The following is a 17,650-nucleotide window of genomic DNA, read 5'->3' on the forward strand; positions in this document are numbered from 1 at the left end:
AAAAGTAAACCATCTTCTTTATTTAGAAGCCTCTCTTTCGTACTCCTGCTGAATCTTTTGAGCAAGCTTTTCGGGTGTAATTGTGCCTATTATCATGTCTTGAAGACCACTGTTCATAACTTCAATCACACCAGGTGATAGCTGAACATCATACACAGGCACATATTTTATATTCTTTGCAAGCTGCTGGTATTTCTTTGCAAGAGTAGAAAGCTTACTTTCATCATAATTTGTAACTTTTGTTGCAGGAAAACCACCCTTTTCAAGCATAGGCCTTGAATACGCATAGCTTGAGAGCGCTTTTAAAAGTTCCAGAGCAGCATTTTTCTTGCTCCCATCAAGTTTTGCATTTATTTGAAATGCCCAGCCAGCACCGCCTGAAACTGTGTTAGGTTTGCCCTTACCACCTGGCACAGGGGGAATTATAGCAAGCTCTGTTGCATCCAAAACATCCTTTGGAGCTTCATTTGTCACAAGTGAAATTGCCCAGCCACCTTCAAAGAACATTGCAGCTTTTTTGTTATAATAAAGAGTCCTCTGCTGGTTGTTGTCAAGCGAGTTGATATCGGTGTTAAACGCCTTCATTTTAACAAGCTCATCAATTGCCCTGAGCGCATTTACAAACTCTGGGTCGGTAAACTTTGAACCTTTTCTATCTCTTATAGACACAAACCACTCTGTCCCTGTGAACCTGTCACCAAGAGTGCTCAGAATACATGACTCAACAAGCCATTTTCCTTTGTTTCCTGCAGTGATTGGAATATACCCTTTTGATCTAAGTTTTTTGACAGCATCTTTAAACTCATTCCAGTCCTTTGGAAACTCATTTATGCCTGCTTCTTTAAAAATCTGTTTGTTATAGAAAATTAGGGATGTTGGCTGAACCTGGATTGGTATTCCTAAGATTTTGTCACCTCTTTTGAAATCGTCAAACGCACCCTCAACAAAGCTATTTTTCCATGCCATGTCACTGTCAAGCGCATCATTCAAAGGTACAATCTGATTGTTGTTGTAAAATGGGTCAACCATTGAGCCTTTTATAACAAACACATCTGGAAGTTCCCCACCGGCAGCAAGTGTTTTTATCTTTGTCTCATAAGTGTCATGCGACAAAGCTTCCTGCTTTATTGTGACATTTGGATGTGATTTTTTATACTCATTTAGTGCATTGTAAAAACCAGTGCTTATTGCACTTCCGTCGTTTGTAAACATGTGAGTAAACGTTAAAGTAATTTTTTCTTCGATATTTTTGTTCTGGCTGCTCTGCTGCGGCTGCTGAGCTGCCTTTTTCTTGCAGGCAGCAAGCGAAAGCATAAGTCCAAAAACCACTAAAATAGCCAAAACTCTTTTCACAAATCTTGGGTTTTTCATAGATTTTGCCTCCCTCTCATTTTTTATTTCATTTCTACTGTCAATTATATAAATTTGATTATGCAATTTGTAGGTAATAATCTTATTAAAACTTCTATTATTTTAACACATTTGCTGTTTCATTATTCATTTAAGATTTTTTCCAAACAAATATTCGAATATTATAAATTTTTATCATTTTGGAATCTTTCACCCTTGTTATTTAAGCATTTTCTGTGCTATTTTATTCTCAAAATATTTTATAATTAGAAAGGAATCGGTAAAGTGAAAAAGATATCAGGTAGTCTCCAGTTCAAAATTATGGTATGTGCAATTTTTCTGATTATTCTTTCAAGCTTCCCGATTGGAATAACCTCATATATAAAATCTGTCAAAATAGTAGAAAACAAATTTGCATTTTCACATCTTCATACTGTAAAACAGATTGCAAGCTCTCTTGAGCTTATTACAAATGATATAAAAGAAGCTTCGCTTTATTTTATTCAAAGCGGCGATTTGAGGCAGCTTTTGAAATCTGACTTTAAAACTGACTTGTATGAACTTGAAAAGGCAAGGGTACATGTAAACGACTTTTTAACATACCTTGTTGGTGAAAAACCATATATCCATTCCATCTATATAATGGGTAAAAATAATACTATATTTGATACATATGGAATAAAAGAACAAACTTTGAATCTTTCAAATATCAACGTCCAGAGCTACGAATGGTACCCAAACGTTATAACAAGCAGGGCAGGAATATTAACTTATGTAATTTCCCTTGTTCGCCCTATAAGAGATATTAATAACCTCAAAAACCTAATCGGATATTTAGAGATAAACATTGATGAAAAAAGCTTGTTTGAAGAGGTGATACACTTGAGTTCAAATTTTTCTGAAAACTTTGTCATCTGTAACCAAAACTACTTTATCCTCAGCTCAATAGACAAGACTTTAATTGGAAAGAACCTTGCCAAGATGATTTCGACAAAACCTATGGAAAATTTTGAGCAAGGCTTTTTTTACACAAAACTGTCTGGCAAAACCTTTCTTATCACATACTCTACCATAAAACCTCTTGGGTGGAAGGTTGTAAGTTTTGTAGAAAAGGAGGGTCTTGTTGCTGAAAACAGAGCTATACAAAGTTATCTTTTTATTACTATCCTTCTTGCCTTTTTCGCTGCATCTATTTTTCTTGTTTTCATTCAAAATCGTATTCTCTTTCCTCTCAAACAGCTGAGAATCCTTATTGATCACATTTCAAATCAGAACTTTGATGTATATATGCAGCCAAAAGGAAATGATGAGGTGTCAAAGCTAATTCAAGCATTCAACAGTATGTCTGCAAAACTCAATGAGCTTATGAACCAGGTTTACATTGCAACAATAAAGCAAAAAGAGGCAGAGTTAAAAGCACTGCAAGAAAGAATTAATCCTCATTTTCTTTACAACACACTTGATACAATATACTGGACAGCTCGGCTTGAAGGTGCAAATAAAGCATGCATCCTTGTTGAGGCGCTCTCGAAACTTTTCAGGTCAATATTAGCAAACAAAAGTAACATCATAACTGTAAAAGAAGAGATAGAACATCTCAGCAGTTATATCCTCATACAAAATCTCAGGTATCAGGACTTGATAGAATTTTCGTTAAACGTTCAAAGCCAAGCCCTATGCTATAAAACAGTAAAGCTTGTTTTGCAGCCAATTGTAGAAAATGCAATTTATCATGGTATAGAAAAAAGCGGAAAAAGGGGGAAAATAAGTATTGAAGTGTTTACAAAAGACGAAAAGCTGTATTTTATTGTAACCGACACAGGAGCTGGTGCTCCAAAAGAGGTATTTGAAAGTACTCTGAAGAATGATACAAATGGCAAAATAGGACTTAAAAATGTCAATGACAGAATAAAACTTGCGTTCGGAAATGAATACGGCATAGAAATCGAAAGCACACCAGGGCTTGGAACAAAGGTGACGGTTGTACAACCAGCTTTAAAAGAAGGGGTGATTTGAAATGATTAAAATGGTTGTTGCTGATGATGAAAGGATAATCCGAAAAGGAATAATATCTTCAATTGACTGGACGTCGTACGGAATTGAAATAGTAGGAGAAGCATCAAATGGCCAGGAAGCAGCACAGCTTTGCTTTTCAAAACAGCCAGACATTGTCCTTTTGGACATTAGAATGCCCATTTTGGACGGACTTGAAGCTGCAAAGATTATAAAACAGAGCCTGCCGAACATAAAGATTGTGTTTCTCACAGGTTATGACGATGTGGACTACTTAAAGACTGCTCTCAAACTCCGTGCATCTGATTATCTTCTTAAGCCTGTGAGCGCAGATGAGCTAATCAAGGTAGTTATCGGGTTAAAGGAATCTATAATTGAGGAGCTGAAAAAGTCTTTTGAGACTATGCTTTATAAGAACATTGTGGAAGAGAACATATATGTTTTGAGGTCCACATTTTTAAAAACTCTGTTTGCAAATCCCGAAATAGTCCTTGACCCTGTAAAAGAAAGGCTTTTGAAAATCTCCTTAGAAGGTCCTTACTTTCAGGTAATTTTGGTTGTAGTTGAAGATATTTTTATGTTAATGGAATCTTCTGTGTTAAAGAACAAAGAATTTGTGCTAAATCTACTTGCAAACATAATCGAAGAAGATATCCAGGAAAAGTATCGTGGATTTGTATTTTACGGCAACTTTGGTGAAAACATCTTGATTTTGATACTAAACTTGAATGAACCAAAAGAAATAGATGAAAAGCTTCTAAATCAAATAAAATTCAATGCCAAGAAGTATCTTAACGTTAAGATCTCATTTTCAAAAGGAATTGTTGTTCCAAGCAAAAAGGAACTACATTTATCTTTAAAAAGTGCATCAGATAGTAAGTTCCTTCTATCTCAGCTGACTGAAGATGAGGTCGAGCTTTTGAACGCTTTTATGTCTCTTGATAAGGAAAAGACAACTTTGTTATTAAATAAGATTTTTGAAAAACTGGAAGATCAAAATGATAAAAGTTCTTTAGAAAATACTTATAAGAAGCTTTCTGACCTTATTTTCACAAAGGCAAAAGAAATCTGCCCTGTTTTAAAAGATGAGTTTGTCAAAAGCGCAGCCTTTTCTTTTAAAAAGCAGGAACATGAAAATATGAAAAAAAGCCTAATAGACTTTGTCATCTCTTGCATTGACAAGATTCAGAATGTAAAAGAAAGTAGGCACAGGAAAATTATAAAAGATGCCATAAGTTACATTGAGAAAAACTATGCAACCCAAATTTTACTGTCTGATATTGCTGAGGTTTGTAGAATTTCTCCAAACTATTTTTGTAAAATATTCAAAGAAGAAACTGGTAAAAGTTTTGTGGACTTTTTGAATGAACTCAGGATAAACAAAGCAAAAGAGTTTCTCCTTTCTACAAACCTAAAATCTTATGAGGTTGCCGAAAAGGTTGGATTTAGCGACTATAAATATTTTTCGATGATATTTAAAAAATACACAGGAACGTCTCCTAGGAAGTTCAAAGAGGAAAGACAAAAATAAAAGCGTTTTTTCCTTTTTTGTGATATAATTTTATGAAAGAGTTTGAAAAAAGCCGTGTGGATGTGTTATGGAACAAAAAAAATTTATAGACCTGGCAAGGGAGTTTATTGAGAGGATAAGCAAAGAATGTGCAATAAAGTTTGCATATTTGTTCGGATCATTTGCAACAGGAACATTTAACAATATGAGCGATGTTGACATTGCAGTTATGTTTGAAGAAGATTTACTTGCGATGAATGAAGCAATCTTGAGAGGTCTTTTGATGGAAGAGGGAAAAGCTCTATTTAAAAGAGATGTTGATATTGTCAACCTGAAAAATGCTAATATTTTTCTTAAGTACAGCATAATCAAGGATGGGATAATTCTAAAAGACCATGAAGAAAGAAGCTTATTTGAAGTAAGTGTCCTCAGAGAGTACTTTGATTTTAGCTATTATTCTGAAATATACAATCAAAAGATTCTTGAAAGTATAAAAAATAAAGAATTTTTTAAAAAAGACCAGAAGGATATTTAGCACAAAGAAGGTGGAGAATGTGAAGGTTTTGCTTTGCCAGATAAATCCTATTGTTGGAGACATTGAAGGCAACACAAAAAAGATAATAAGAATTATAAAATCCCACAGAGACGCAAAAATTCTTATATTTCCGGAACTTGCAATCTGCGGATATCCTCCAAAAGACCTCTTGTTTCAAAAAGACTTTATAGAGGCTGCTTATAATGCAATAGAAAAAATTGCAAAAGAAGTGGAAGACAGTTTTGTTATTGTCGGTAGCCCAACAAAGAGTCATCATGTTTCGAAACTTTTCAATAGTGCTGTTATCTTCCATCAAGGCAGGATTGAAAAGATTATACACAAAACTCTTTTACCCTCTTATGATGTTTTTGACGAAAACAGATATTTTATACCAAGCCCTGCAAGAGAGGTTGTGACTATTGAAGGGATAAACTTCGGCATAAGCATATGTGAGGATATTTGGAATATAAACAACGATGAAAATGCAATGTACGACATAAACGTGCTCGATGAGCTTTGTCAAAAGGGTGCAAAGGTGTTTATAAACCTTTCAGCATCACCTTATCACTACACAAAACTTGAAACTCAGAGGCTAAAAGTTTTGAAAGAGGCTGCAACAAAGTATGGCACTGCAGTTATATATGTGAATCAGGTTGGTGGAAACGATGAGCTGATTTTTGATGGAAACAGCGTTGTTATAAGTTCAGATGGCAAGCTTGTTGCAAAAGCAAAAGAATTTGAAGAGGACATATTGGAAATTGAGCTTGAAAAGATTGATGAGATGCCTGGAATTAAAATACACGAAGACATCTCGTGGATTAAAAAAGCGCTGGTGCTTGGAATAAGAGATTATTTTGAAAAGACAGGAATAACCAAGAAGGCAGTAGTGGGTCTTTCTGGAGGAATTGACTCGTCAGTTGTTTGCTGTTTGGCAGTTGAGGCACTGGGAAGAGAAAATGTGCTTGGTGTTGCCATGCCATCGAGATATTCTTCAGAGCACAGTTTAAAAGATGCAAAAAGCTTAGCAGAAAACCTCGGCATAGAATTTAGAGTTTACTCAATTGAAGAGCCGTTTAAAAGCTATCTTAAAATGTTCAATGGGAGCGAAGTTGCTCTGCAGGACTTGGCAGAAGAAAATATCCAAGCGCGAATTCGCGGAAATATCCTCATGTTTATATCAAACAGGGAAAACCGGCTTGTTCTGACAACAGGGAACAAGTCAGAGCTTGCAGTTGGATACTGCACGCTTTACGGTGATATGGCAGGCGGGCTTGCAGTTATATCAGATTTGCCAAAAATGCTTGTGTATGAGCTTGCAAGGTATATAAACAGAGAAAGAGAAATAATACCTCACAACGTTTTAGTAAAACCACCATCTGCAGAGCTCAGACCCAACCAAAAAGACCAGGATACTCTCCCACCGTATGAGGTGCTTGATCCAATACTTATTGCATATATAGAAGAGCAAAAGAGCATAGAAGAAATTGTAGAAATGGGATACCCAAAAGATCTTGTACTTAAAGTAATAAAGATGGTGGAAAGAGCAGAATATAAGCGAAAACAGGCAGCACCAGGCCTGAAAGTAACATCAAAAGCGTTTGGTTTTGGCAGGCGCATGCCAATTGTCCAAAGGTGGGTGTAGATGATATAAATATAATGTTATTTGTTATGTAAATAATCTTTGATATTGACATTTTTCTTTTTTTTTAATATTATCAAAGGAGAGGAAATTAGTACAAAGTTGGAGATTGATAATAATGAAAAGAAAAAGTATCAATATATTGGTATTTGTGGTTTTAATAATAACAATTGCTGGTGGAATTTTGCTAAAAAAAACTGTTCTTTCAGGTGAAGACAGTCTAAGCTATACAGTTAAAAAAACATTGGAAATAGAAAAGAGTAATAATAGCGACATTATTGCTAAGGTTGATGGTATTCCTATTTATAAAAAGGATCTTGAAATTGCTGAACTGTATGAAAAGCTTCGATTTGATAATCTGGCAAAATTAGGAGCTATAACTAAACAAAATACTTTAGTTACTCCTTATCAAAAAACTAAAAAAGAACTTCTCAATGAACTCATCGAAAGAAAAGCCTTAATGGAATCTGCAAAGAAAGAAGGATATTTAGTATCAAAGGAAGAAGCTGAAGCCTACTTTAATAATGTGAAAAAAACAATAGATGATGTTTTAAATGGGAAGATAAAAGGTGATATTGAAAATGCTAAGCAAGCTAAAGAAGTGTTAGATATGTACAAAACACAGCTTTCTGAAAATGAATTTAATGAAAAAGTCATCAGTGCTTATCAGGAAATATTAACTATAAGCAAATATTTAAATGCAAAAGTTGATGAATATGTAAAGGAACATCCTAATGCAACACCTGACGAAGTAAAGAAATTCATAAATGATCTTAAAAAGAAAGTTAAATCAAATTCAAAAATTGAAATTATAATTTCTGAATTGCAATAAACATTTTTCCTTTACCTTTTTTTGAAATACAGTCAAAAATAACAGAGGGGCCGTCCAAAAAGATATTTGGATGACCCCTTTAATTTAACAATATATGGGTTTTCAGTATCACCTACATATTGTAAGATAAAATTTTTAAAACTTTGTTTTTTGACTGCCCTTTTAAAATATTTTCTATGCTTATCCCATCAGTAATTTTTAGGTTATGAATAGTGTTTAAAGTATTAAAAACTATTTAAAATTTTGCTAAACACTATTCTTTGTTAGGCTACATTCAACCTAACTGGGTGTAACCCCACACCCTCTATCCCCTCAGCAAATGCTTCGGGGAATACTTTTCTTATAATGTTATACGCACTGTTTACATCCGCATTTATTAATATCCCTTTGTTGCTCCTAAATAAGCCTCTCTTTATTCTTCGACGTGGATTATAATTTATTTCTTTGATTTCTTCTCCATCTAAAAAACTGCAGCCACTTGTGTAGCTCTCCTCTGTAATTATTACACTAATCCCTTCTTCTTCACACTTATACTTGAGCATATTTACAAACTGATTAAATGGTATAGAAACAAAATTTTGATTATTTACTTTGCCAAGCTCTATCTCCTGCTTCCAGTTTGGATTATAACCAACAACAAGGGTGTCTATTTCGTGTTGCTTACACCAGTTGACTATAAAACGGCTTGCTTTGTGCATAAAATCCTTAATCCTGTTGTTCCTCTTTAAAGTCAACTTCTCTATTCTTTTGCTACTTCCTCTATTGCCTACATAACTCATAAGCTGTGCTCTTTTCTTGTTGTAATATTGATTTATTGACTTAATAACTTTGCCATTAATAACAATAGGCTTTATGCCTATGTTATTTACTAAAGTTACAAAGTTATTAAGCCCTAAATCTATTCCTGCTATCCTCTTTGGTGGTCTTTTTACCTTGGCTATTTCTTTCTCATAAACTATTTCAACTACATAAATGCTTCCTTTTGGTATTATCCTGACTTCTTTTAATTTGTCTGTTATCCTTGTCTTTAGCTTTAATTCTGTCTTCGGAAAAGTCAAATAACCATTTTTAATCTTGCACTGCTGATTTGTAAAAATAGAAATAGCCCTGCCGTCTTTTTTCTTATACTTTGGTAATTTAGGTCTACCCAAAAATTTACTTTTATCTTTGCCCCATTCTTTCATTGCTTTAAAAAATGACTTCCAGTTTTTATCAAGAAGTCTTAGCACTTGCTGTGAAGTCTGAGCTGGCAGGCTCTTATAACTCTCATGGTCTTTTAACATTTTGTCAAGTTCTCTGTATCTTATCCACCTGCCACTTTTTATAAATTCCTGTCTTACAGTGTAGTTTGCAAAGTTGTATAAATTCTTTGCTGCAAAACACACTTTATCACAATAATTCCATAACTCATGGTTCTTGTTTATCTGTATTTGCTCTGTCCTCTTGAGTATTATCTTCAAACACCTCACTTTCTAAAAGCTTTCTTATTTTTTGAATTTTTCTTTTGCTATAAAATTTCATACTGTAACAGTAGAGCAAACTTATAATTTCTTCAATTATTTCCTGAGAATCAAGCTTCTTGCTTCCAACTTCCGATGCAACTACTATTTCAGTGTTAAATTTTCTAAATAAGCGTTTAAACAATTCAAATCCCACTCTGCTCAACCTATCTTTATAGGCTATAACAACCCTTTGTACCTTACCTGCAAGAATATCTATCGGGCATTTTAAAAAATTCATTTCTTTTTTCAAAGCTAATTCCCCATGCTTGTTCAGAGAATACTCCGTGTATTTTATAGCCACTATTAAAACAAAACTGTTTTAATAATTCAATTTGATTTTCTAAATCCCTCTTTTGTTTTGGAGTTGAAACCCTTGCATAAATAGTTGTAATCATAAAATCCATTTGGCATAACCGTTACTTTTATTTTCCCTTCTTTTACATACTTAGTTAGGGTTGGTCTTGATATTTTTAATAATTCCAGAACTTCTTTTGCTTTCATATTTATATCATCCATAAATACTATAGCACAATTTAGAAGCCAGGCAAATATATTTTATCTAAAATTTTAATATGTTTAAAACCGTTTATTAATTTTTGCTACCATATATTCTCACAAAACCTTTTAGGCTTGTTATCTCAATAGTATTTCCCCCTGAATCAAGGTCTATATAGTAGCTGTTTCCTGTTTTTGTAAGATCAAAGTCAGATTTCACTTTCCCTTTTGCCAATATCTTAACCTTTGCTTTAACATCTTTCCCAACAGCAAAATTAATGTCTCCTTCACCCACATTCAAAAAAGATGAATTGGCATATCCACTTACCTTCTCTATCTTAGCTATAACATTTCCTTTTGTTGTTGAAACTTTGAAACTACCCGTTTTTTCAATTTTAAGATTTATGTTTCCTTTGCCATTGTTAATTGTAAAATCTCCACTGACATAGTCAAGTTTTATATTACCTTCACCATTTTTAATGTCAAGCACTGTTTCTGTATTTGTCACTTCAATATCTCCCACACCATTTACTATGTAAAAAGAGCCACCTTTAACATCTGAGATACTTACACTTCCACTGTTGTTTTGAACGACTACTTTGCATTCCTGCGGCAAAAAAATCTCAAATTTAAATTCCTTCTTTGGATTTGAAACTTTGTTTGCTAACACTGCTTCAGAAGTTGCATATGCTCTTGCTTTTATATATACCCTGTCTATCTCATTTTCTATGCTTAAATCCATGTCATCAAAAATCTTTTGCAGTTGAGTTTTATCAAGGTCTTTGACATTATTGCCACTTTCATTATATCTCCATATCACTTTTTTGATATATCTAATAGCAATATCAGACGTAGCCTTCCCCCTGATAACAATAAAAGAGCTGTCACAGTCAATGACAAAAGCTTTTCCTCTATAACCTAAAACCTTCCACCTTCCTTCCTGGGAATACTCTTTCGTCTTTGTTTTTTGAGGTGCGCAAGCAACCAGCATCAAAAGAATTGCCAAAAAAACGATTGCGAGTTTTAACTTCATAAAAATCCCCCTTGAGTTTTCGAAAAAAGAGAAGATCTAAAAACAATTTTTATATAGAAATTTTATAATAAATACATCTTTTTGTATACTACCCAAAAGCCAAATTTGTAAAGGTTGTTTAAAATCTCAAGGGGTTCTATTGTGAAATCTCTACAGTCCATGCACATTCTTCTTTTCTGTTAATAAACACATAAAGTTTATTACCATCTCTTTCTACAACCTGTGCACTGAAATCAGTATTTTGAAGGCAAAGCTTTGTAAAATAGTCCACAATAATATGTTTTGCCACATTTGTATTTTGAAAAATTTTCTCTACAAGACAATCAATATATATCTGGTCATTTTGAAAGAGAATTTTATCACACAGACCTATTTGATCTTTTACATCTACTATATTCTCTTTATTAATAGAAGACATAATCAAAACCTCTGGACTTCTATACTGTCCAAACCTGTATTTTTTTGTATTCACAATAGATGTTATGTACATTTTATTGAAGACTTCATTTTTCGAAAGCTTGTAAGCAAGCCAAAGGTCATGGTTTGCAATGTATGTTTTTTGAGTATCCACACTTACCGCAATCCAGTCTGCTGCTATATGCTCAGGTGTCAAAAATCCTGATATGCACTTGACATATACGCCCCACATTCCGATTTTCTTGTTATAATCCTTTTCTATATTTATCCCATTTTCAAGTATCATCTTTTTCTTGTTCGGTTCTACTGGTATATAGACAATCACGTTCAAATCCCTCCACAATCTTTTGTATTTTGTCTGAAAGTTCCTTAAGTTTAAAAGGCTGTTTTTTAAGCTTTTCACAAAGCATTTTAAGCTGCAGAACATTCCCAAACACCAAACAGTCACTTTTTTGGACTGAGTGGTCTATAGAACCTTTGTTGACAACAGCGTCTGAACCAATGGAAAGCATTGTCTGTTTTATTATATTTGCCTGTGTAGGTGTCAGGTCCTCTATGTATATGTGAAGATATATCATTTTCCTAAGAAGATATTCTTTAGCATATCTGTCAGGCCCAACTTTTTCAATATACTTTTTTAACTTTTCAATATTATTTTCCACTAAATAACAGTTCAAGGTAAATTTCTCCTTTCTAAAATTTGCACTATATTTTCTACTACTTATATTTTAACCTACAAATCTTAACATTTTGATAGTAATAAAGAAGAATTTGTTTATAATTTTTCCCTTGGCGAGCAAGGTAATTTGCTCCCCACTGGCTCATTCCAAGGCCATGTCCATATCCTCTTGTTTTGATTCTCAACCCTCTGTTATCAGGGTAAACCCAAAATTCTGTAGAATAAAGTCCAAAGATACTCCTAAATTGATCTCCACTCAAAATTATATTTCCAATTTTAATAGATTTTACTCTTTGTGTAGGTGTCCTTTCAACAACCTTTATCTGGGTAGATTTATTTTGTGTGTCTACCATCAATCCGGGAAAATATTTTTTTAATCTTTTCAGCAACTCGTTATAGGTAAAATAAAATTCACCGGAAAATTTAGGACAACCTTCTTCACCGCGGCTTACAACACTTTTCAAGTACGGAATTTCTTCTTTAAACACCTCTTTGGCATCTTCAGTCTTCCCACCAGATGCAGCATGATATAGGCTATCGATAATTTCACCTCTGTACACAAGTACCTGTCCTTTTGTTTCTTCTACTGCTTTGCGTATTTTGTTGTAGTACTTTTCAAAATTTTTGCCCCACCTTTGTTTCATCTCACCTTTATCAATATATGCTTGGCAGTGAGAAAAATCATCGCAAAGGTAAACTTTTTTATTTTCATATCCTTTGTGAAAAGCTTTGGTTACAATTTTCTTTGCAGCATATGTCCTCGAAGCAACTGCTTGGGCTTTCAAAGCCTCTATGTTAAAGTCGGCAGGCATCTCTGCTGCTACAACGCCTATAACATATTCTTCAAGAGAAATTTTTTCTATTTTGTTTTTATTTTTTCTAAGAAGATTTATATAAATATTATCTTTTTGGTTTTTGGGTTTCATGTTTGAATATACAATTTGATTATCTCTTTCTTGCACAATATCATACTTTTCCTTCTGTACACTTTTAAAGTCATTGAGTTTTACCTCTGTAACAATATTTATAATCAATAGAATAGCCAATGCCATCAGCATTAGAATTGTATCCAGACAAAAGAAATTATGTTTTTTCTTACTCACCTTTTTTTTCAAGTTCACCCCCAACTCTCAAAACAATTATGGTTACATCATCTTTTATCAAAAAAGAATTAGAAATTGCCCACTCAAAAATCTGTTTGGCACTGCTCTGGGTTGAGACAAATTGGTTTTTGGCAATAAACTCTTTCAAAATCTTGTCACCATCCTCACCTAAAATTTCAAAAAGTCCATCTGAAAACATAAATATCATATCACCCTTTTGAAGTTTGAAAGTTGAAAAATCAAACTGGCTTTCGGCTTCTATGCCAACTGGAAGAGAATCTGACTCGATTGTTAAAACCTCATTTCCTCTTTTTATGTAGGTGGGCATTGCCCCAGCTTTTAAAAACTCACATAAAAGTGTATATCTATCTATACATACCACATCAACAGATGCAAATTCTTCATCATTTTTTATGCTGAGAAGTGAGTTTATAAATCTTATTGCAACTTTTCTGTCAAACCCAAGTGATGAAAATTTTTTGAGTGCATCTATAACAATAAAGCTGTTTTCTGAAGCTGTTTTACCTGTTCCCATACCATCTGAAATGCAAGCCAAAAACTTCCCGTTTTTGAGTTGTAAAAAACATACCCTGTCACCGTTTATATTTTCTTTGCTCTTTGAATATATGGAATAATCTATCTGTACGTTTGGCTTTTTTATTATAGAAATTGTATATCCACCAGAAATTTTTGGCACCTCCGAAATAATTTCTACACTACAGCCTACAACACCTTTTATAATCTCTTCTATCTCAAGTTTTTTGGGAGCTTTGAATCCGTCTTTTAGCTCTATATCTATCTGGAAATAATTGTCATATGATAAATACTCAACTTTTTCAACTTCATACCCAAACCGTGCCAGTTCAAGTTCAATCTCTCTTGATGTCCCTATGTCTTTTTTTGCATCATCTTCAGCCATTTTTGCAACATTAATTACAATATCTTTTAAAACCTCCATATGTGTTTTGAACAAATTATCTTTGGTGCTTGATGCCTTTTGAACAAGCTTTGAATATTTCAAAGATTCTAAAAAACTATTTATAACTATTTCAAACTCTTTATATTTTCCACACAAAAATTTAAATTCTTTGAAATCATCTTGAGAAAGTTTTCCTTTTTTCAATATTATATTTTTTATCTCGTTTAAGCTCTGATTGGTTCTATGATAATTTATGTTCCAACAGACATTTGAATTTTCGCAATCTAAACAAAGTTTTTGACAAGCACTTTGAACAATATTTTTTGCCTCGTCCTTGCAAATCAAAACTGCTGGTTTGTTGTAAACATTCTGCTGGATATTTTCAATTATAGACGCAACCCCAAAAATCTTTTCTTTTATCATCCTCTGTACCTCCCTCTCCTCAGCACTCTGCATCCTTATAATTTTTCCCAATGGAAATAAACAAAAAATTACAGTTGCTAATAAAATCTCTCGTATTCTTATTACTGGGTTTGAAGATATATAAAATATGGATATGATATACCCACAAAATCCACCAAGAGCAACTCCAAGTTTCCCAAACCCTTTAAAAAGTCCTGCAACAAGGCTTGAAAATGCAAATGCACACGAAACCTCTAAACTTGTTCTTTCATATACACTCTCTAAGACTCCAACAATAAACCCCATTGCAGTTGCTATTGTCATCCCATGAAAAAACGATATTGAAAAAATTAGAATGAAAAATAGTACATATCTTACAGCAAGCACCGAATCAAAACCATTTGAAAGACCCAAAAAACTTAAAGTCAGAACTACCACCATAATTATTGTCTGGTCAGTCGAATATACTTTTTTTGAAAAAACTGAGTCCAAAAATCTATCAAACATAACTACTGCCCAAAAACAACCAATCATCTCAAGTACAAGATACAAAAATTCTACAGGCGGTTTTGAATACAGGAAAATAGAAATACTGCCACTACTACCTACACTAAGAGCACAAAGTAGCGCCCTTGAATAAAGGTTCAGACTTAGAAAATGATTTATTGTAATTATCAAAAGAATAGAAAGAACATATTTTAATACCAAACTTTTATCTGAGCATGATATTATTCCGAAAATAGAAAAAAGTGAAGCTAAATAATATAAGTAATCTTTCTTTTTAAAACTTGCTACGTATGCACTTGAAAAAAAACTTTTTGAAAACAGGTTGCATCTTCCAAGCAAAAATGCCAACATTAAAACAAAAATCTCATGTGCACTGAAAACTAAGAACCTATCTGATATGTTATCTCCTGAATTTTTTGTTTGCTGTCTTTTAAACTGCAAAACTTCCAGTCTTTCCAAGGCAAAATCATCTCCTTTTGTATGAATTCTAAAAATCTTTTGTAATCCAAATACCTGCACAATTTATTCTACTTACCCATTTGAGTATTTTTTGTTGTAAATAGTAATATGACTATAAAATTTTTTGCGACAAAAAATAAAAAAGGGTGCAAAGGTCTAAAACACCTTTTTGCACCCGATATAAAAAGTTTGCTTGCTCACACAAATTTTTCTTTTTACTTTCCCATTTTCTCTTTTAGTCTTTGAAGCTCATCCAAAATGTCCTCATCACTGTTTTCAAGTTCTTTAAATCTGTCTTCAAGTGTTTTTGAAACATTTAAAAGCTCTTCATGCGCCTGAGCTCTTGCTTCTTTCTGTTCAATCTTCTGCGCGTACTTTTCAAACGACTCAAACGCAGAAGTGTCTGTTAGCTTGCTCATGGTCTGTGTGATTGTTACCTGGGCATCAGCCCTTTTAGATTTAGCAATGAGCAAATCTCTTCTTCTTTTTGCCTCTTCAATCTTGTCTTCCAGCATCTTAAGCCCGCTTTTTAGCTTTTCTACAGCCTCGTGCTGTGCCTCATACTGTTTCTGATACTCATCTGCAAGTCGTTCAAATTCTCTTTTTCGTTTGAGTGCTTCTACAGCAAGTTCATCCTCACCTTTTGTGATTGCAAGTTCAGCCTTTTTCTGCCAATCTTCAGCAGCCTTTTTATTTTCTTCAACCTTCTTTTGCAAAATCTTTTCATCTGCAAGAGCGTTTGCCACTTCAACCCTTGCTTTTTGCAGCTGGTCTTCCATGTCTTCAATCAGCTGATTGAGCATCTTTTCAGGATCGGCTGCCTTTTCAATAAGGTCGTTTATGTTCGCCTTTAGAAGCTGAGCAATCTTTTGAAATACCCCCATAACAATAAAACCTCCCGAAAATGTAATATTTTATTTTTATCCAAAAAACTCATCAAAAAGGTCTTTTATGACCTTTTTAATTGTATCGCTTGAACCAGTTGAAAATGAAGACGACTTTAAAAGCATATCTGAGATGGCACTCTGGTATTCTATATAGTGTTTTTTGAACTCATCAAAGTTACTACTGAACAAAAATTCTTTTAAGTTTTCGTAATATGAGCTAAAAAGATTAAATGACATACTCACATTTAACCTTTTTTTTGCTTCTTTTAAAAATTTCTCAAAGTTTTCAAGAAGCTTTTTGCACTCTGAAAACTCACGTATAAAGGTTAAAATTTTTCTTTCTAATTCAGATACCTCTTTTTCTAACTTTTGGATATCAGTACAGCTTTCAAGCAAATTTTTCACTCGATCAATCTCAAGGTCTATTTTATAAAATTTAAAGCCAACCTTGTCGTAAACTGATACAATTTCTTCAAACTTGTCGACAAGCTCTTTTTTGTTTTTCATCATTTCATGAACATTTTGTATTAATTCATTTTCAACCTGTACAAGCTTTTCAAAAAAATCTTCTGCCAGAACAATTTTTTCTACATCGCTTGATACCTGAAGTTTTAAAAGCAAACTATCATACATCTTTTGAAGTTCCCAAGCTTTGTCAGGTAATTTTGACAGAACAACAGGATATTTTTCTTCAAATCTTTCGGTCAAAAGTTGTATCATTGAATTTATATATTCACTTCTCTTATTATCATTAAGACTTTTAAAATACTCTATTGTCTCATCAATTCTTTTTATACCCTCAACTTCCCTTTTCAAATCATCATCAGAAAGTCTTTTTGCAAGCAAATTATCTATCTTTTGCTTTAAAACCTCCTTATTTTTAACCTCACCTACAGCTTTTTCTACCTTTTCAATGTACTCTAATTCTTTTTGAAGCATTTTTTCAGAATCTTTTAAAACATTTTCCAGAAAATCTAAATCAGTTTTGAGTATGTTGTAAATTGTCAAAAAGGTTTTAAACTCCCCCTCTGAATAACTCTTTTTTATCCCTTCATAATAGTCTTTTAGGTTTTTGAAATTTATTGTAACCTCTTCGAACTTGTTCTCATGGTTTTTCCCATCATCAAGTAACTTGAAAAATTTTACTTTATCCTCTAAATTTAAAATTCTATTTGAAATTTCTTCAAAATATTCTTCCACTGTTTGTAGGTTTTTAAGCCTTCTGAATTTTTCAGCCCTTTTTCTTCTTATCAATACAACTAATACAATAAAGGCAATTGCAATGAGAAGTCCAAGAAAAATCCAAAAAAACTGTATCCACAAAAGTCTTGAAAAGTCTATCTCAATCTTGTAAAACCCACCCCACAT

Annotated in this window: 14 protein-coding genes and 1 pseudogene; 5 read left to right on the plus strand and 10 right to left on the minus strand. The window is 33.2% G+C overall.

The genetic code is table 11. The features are described from left to right. Window positions 1-18: 18 nt before the first annotated feature. On the minus strand, window positions 19-1,371 hold the full coding sequence (locus CaldiYA01_RS10840) for an extracellular solute-binding protein (RefSeq protein ID WP_207179626.1): 1,353 nt from the start codon (window positions 1,369-1,371) through the stop codon (window positions 19-21). Window positions 1,372-1,635: 264 nt separating this feature from the next. On the opposite strand from CaldiYA01_RS10840, the gene CaldiYA01_RS10845 reads away from it, so the two are divergent. From CaldiYA01_RS10845 to CaldiYA01_RS10865, 5 genes are all read left to right on the plus strand, one after another. Continuing rightward, window positions 1,636-3,366, plus strand: a complete 1,731-nt coding sequence (locus tag CaldiYA01_RS10845; RefSeq protein WP_207179627.1) for a sensor histidine kinase — start codon at window positions 1,636-1,638, stop codon at window positions 3,364-3,366. Between the two features lies 1 nt (window position 3,367). Further along, the gene (locus tag CaldiYA01_RS10850; RefSeq protein ID WP_207179629.1) at window positions 3,368-4,894 is read left to right on the plus strand and encodes a response regulator transcription factor; all 1,527 of its coding nucleotides are present in this window, start codon (window positions 3,368-3,370) and stop codon (window positions 4,892-4,894) included. 67 nt (window positions 4,895-4,961) lie between these two features. Then, complete coding sequence (gene mntA / locus CaldiYA01_RS10855) at window positions 4,962-5,408, plus strand: type VII toxin-antitoxin system MntA family adenylyltransferase antitoxin (RefSeq protein ID WP_207179632.1); 447 nt, start codon at window positions 4,962-4,964, stop codon at window positions 5,406-5,408. A gap of 19 nt (window positions 5,409-5,427) precedes the next feature. Then, window positions 5,428-7,050, plus strand: a complete 1,623-nt coding sequence (locus CaldiYA01_RS10860) for an NAD+ synthase (RefSeq protein ID WP_207179633.1) — start codon at window positions 5,428-5,430, stop codon at window positions 7,048-7,050. A gap of 115 nt (window positions 7,051-7,165) precedes the next feature. After that, a complete protein-coding gene (locus CaldiYA01_RS10865; protein ID WP_207179634.1) occupies window positions 7,166-7,879 on the plus strand; it encodes a SurA N-terminal domain-containing protein in 714 nt (237 codons plus the stop codon). A 263-nt stretch (window positions 7,880-8,142) separates the two neighbouring features. Here the strand turns inward: CaldiYA01_RS10865 and CaldiYA01_RS10870 are convergent, their stop codons facing one another. The 9 genes and pseudogenes from CaldiYA01_RS10870 to CaldiYA01_RS10910 form a co-directional block, all read right to left on the minus strand. Then, window positions 8,143-9,339: an RNA-guided endonuclease InsQ/TnpB family protein gene (locus CaldiYA01_RS10870; RefSeq protein ID WP_207179635.1), complete on the minus strand. Its 1,197-nt coding sequence runs from the start codon at window positions 9,337-9,339 to the stop codon at window positions 8,143-8,145. Continuing rightward, window positions 9,287-9,882, minus strand: a pseudogene (locus CaldiYA01_RS10875) (IS607 family transposase). The gene CaldiYA01_RS10870 and the pseudogene CaldiYA01_RS10875 overlap by 53 nt, the downstream one beginning before the upstream one ends. Window positions 9,883-9,970: 88 nt before the next feature. Beyond that, window positions 9,971-10,909, minus strand: coding sequence for a DUF4097 family beta strand repeat-containing protein (locus CaldiYA01_RS10880; protein ID WP_207179636.1), 939 nt, complete (start codon window positions 10,907-10,909; stop codon window positions 9,971-9,973). A gap of 136 nt (window positions 10,910-11,045) precedes the next feature. Then, complete coding sequence (locus CaldiYA01_RS10885; protein WP_207179638.1) at window positions 11,046-11,651, minus strand: hypothetical protein; 606 nt, start codon at window positions 11,649-11,651, stop codon at window positions 11,046-11,048. After that, window positions 11,602-12,003, minus strand: a complete 402-nt coding sequence (locus CaldiYA01_RS10890) for a hypothetical protein (RefSeq protein ID WP_207179640.1) — start codon at window positions 12,001-12,003, stop codon at window positions 11,602-11,604. The genes CaldiYA01_RS10885 and CaldiYA01_RS10890 overlap by 50 nt, the downstream gene beginning before the upstream one ends. A 40-nt stretch (window positions 12,004-12,043) precedes the next feature. Then, on the minus strand, window positions 12,044-13,120 hold the full coding sequence (spoIID, locus tag CaldiYA01_RS10895) for a stage II sporulation protein D (protein ID WP_207179642.1): 1,077 nt from the start codon (window positions 13,118-13,120) through the stop codon (window positions 12,044-12,046). Then, window positions 13,101-15,395, minus strand: coding sequence for a SpoIIE family protein phosphatase (locus CaldiYA01_RS10900; protein ID WP_207179644.1), 2,295 nt, complete (start codon window positions 15,393-15,395; stop codon window positions 13,101-13,103). The genes spoIID and CaldiYA01_RS10900 overlap by 20 nt, the downstream gene beginning before the upstream one ends. A 215-nt stretch (window positions 15,396-15,610) precedes the next feature. After that, window positions 15,611-16,279 (minus strand): PspA/IM30 family protein, encoded by a 669-nt coding sequence (locus tag CaldiYA01_RS10905; RefSeq protein WP_207179651.1) that lies wholly within the window; start codon window positions 16,277-16,279, stop codon window positions 15,611-15,613. 36 nt (window positions 16,280-16,315) lie between these two features. Beyond that, window positions 16,316-17,650, minus strand: coding sequence for a hypothetical protein (locus tag CaldiYA01_RS10910; RefSeq protein WP_207179653.1), 1,335 nt, complete (start codon window positions 17,648-17,650; stop codon window positions 16,316-16,318).

The sequence above is a fragment of the Caldicellulosiruptor diazotrophicus genome, assembly GCF_017347585.1.
GTDB lineage: Bacteria > Bacillota > Thermoanaerobacteria > Caldicellulosiruptorales > Caldicellulosiruptoraceae > Caldicellulosiruptor > Caldicellulosiruptor diazotrophicus.

Bases quoted from the DNA above. Each gene is read 5' to 3' on its own strand.
- CaldiYA01_RS10905 (WP_207179651.1), bottom strand. From the start codon at position 16,279: ATGGGGGTATTTCAAAAGATTGCTCAGCTTCTAAAGGCGAACATAAAC.
- CaldiYA01_RS10865 (WP_207179634.1), top strand. From the start codon at position 7,166: ATGAAAAGAAAAAGTATCAATATATTGGTATTTGTGGTTTTAATAATA.
- CaldiYA01_RS10910 (WP_207179653.1), bottom strand. From the start codon at position 17,650: ATGTGGGGTGGGTTTTACAAGATTGAGATAGACTTTTCAAGACTTTTG.
- CaldiYA01_RS10880 (WP_207179636.1), bottom strand. From the start codon at position 10,909: ATGAAGTTAAAACTCGCAATCGTTTTTTTGGCAATTCTTTTGATGCTG.
- CaldiYA01_RS10840 (WP_207179626.1), bottom strand. From the start codon at position 1,371: ATGAAAAACCCAAGATTTGTGAAAAGAGTTTTGGCTATTTTAGTGGTT.
- CaldiYA01_RS10850 (WP_207179629.1), top strand. From the start codon at position 3,368: ATGATTAAAATGGTTGTTGCTGATGATGAAAGGATAATCCGAAAAGGA.
- mntA (WP_207179632.1), top strand. From the start codon at position 4,962: ATGGAACAAAAAAAATTTATAGACCTGGCAAGGGAGTTTATTGAGAGG.